This window comes from Kocuria sp. WN036 (assembly GCF_002287015.1).
GTDB classification, from domain to species: Bacteria; Actinomycetota; Actinomycetes; order Actinomycetales; family Micrococcaceae; genus Kocuria; species Kocuria rosea.
Genome location: NZ_NSKF01000070.1, coordinates 1 through 1,321, shown reverse-complemented (window position 1 = coordinate 1,321; position 1,321 = coordinate 1). Strand labels below are relative to the sequence as shown.

General features: G+C 67.7%; 1 protein-coding gene. It reads right to left on the bottom strand.

The features are described from left to right. Window positions 1–13: 13 nt before the first annotated feature. A complete protein-coding gene (locus tag CK505_RS18075) occupies window positions 14–1,093 on the bottom strand; it encodes an IS110 family transposase (RefSeq protein ID WP_242630586.1) in 1,080 nt (359 codons plus the stop codon). Between the last annotated feature and the right edge of the window lie 228 nt (window positions 1,094–1,321).

The window sequence follows — 1,321 nt, the reverse complement described above, 5'->3', positions numbered from 1 at the left end:
CGATGCTCCTATGTCAAGCCGCAACCTCGAGAACTGGTTCCGGACCAGGGCGATGCCTGAGGTCGATTGGTGACTCCTTGGCCTTCTCATCGGCGCGCAGAGCGGCGAAGACTCGGTCCGAGATCCTCCGTCGTAGCAGTCGCATTGCTTCGGTGTGGGTCTTGCCGCGGGCCAATTGCTTGGCCACGTAGTCCGCTCCTTCGTAGCCCAGCCTCTGCTGGGTCACGGCGGCCATGTGCAGGGCGGTGTTGATCGTACGATTGCCGCCGCGGTTGAGACGGAACCGCTCGTGGTTGCCGGACCATACCGGGATCGGGGCGGTGCCATTGAACCGGGCGAAGGCGTCCTTGGAGTGGAAGCGCGCCGCCCCGGCAGTCTCCCCGACAATCGTCGCCGCACCGAGCACCCCGAGACCGTCCACGGCCAACAGGTGCGGGTACTCGGTGCGCACCAGGCGCCCCAGCCGCGCTTCGAGCTCATTGATCCGCCGGGTCAGGCTGACGATCTCGGCGATCATGTCCGCGGCGATCTCGACGACCACCCCGTCCCTGCCGGCCAGCTGCTCTTGCAGGGAGTTCAGGACGCAGTAGCGGCGCAAGGCCCGGGAAGGGACCTCGATGGCCGGATCAATCTCGTGCAGGAACCACCGCAGTTTCGACTGCAGGGCCGAGCGCCGGGCGACCATGGACCGGCGGTGGTCGGCCAGCAGCTTCAGATCGCGTTCCGGGCCGGCCAGCACCGCGGTCGGCAGGTCATCCTCGCGCAGTGCGACGCGGGCGACGGCCTCAGCGTCGATCGGATCGGACTTGCCGCGTTCCCTGGCCCCGCGGCGCATGCCGGCCATCAACCGGGTGTGCACCCGCACGACCTGGTGGCCGGCCAGCAGCAAGTCAACTTCCAAGGCGCGGGAGAGATGTCGGCAGTCCTCCACCGCTACCTTCACCGCGCCCTGGGAGCTCAACCATGCCAGGACCTTCTCGTGGCCGCTGGGCCGGGCCTCGACGGTGAGCTCCTGGAGTCTTCGCCCGAGCCCGTCCACGGCGACCAGGGTGTGGGTGTTCTTGTGGGTGTCGATACCCACGACGGTGACCATGGCTACCTCCGTGTGCTCCTCGTGCCTGATCGAAGGGCAGGACGAGCCCCCGGCGGGCACGCCTCAATCGGACGCCGAACAGCGCACGCTCCTATCAGGCCACACCCGGACCTCGCCCGGCCGGACCGGCGGGGCGGCACATCGCGGACAAGCCCACCAAGATCGAGGGCAGCGAATAAACGAGCCAACCCCGCCGGCACTTCCTACGATGACATTGACGCGAAGAAA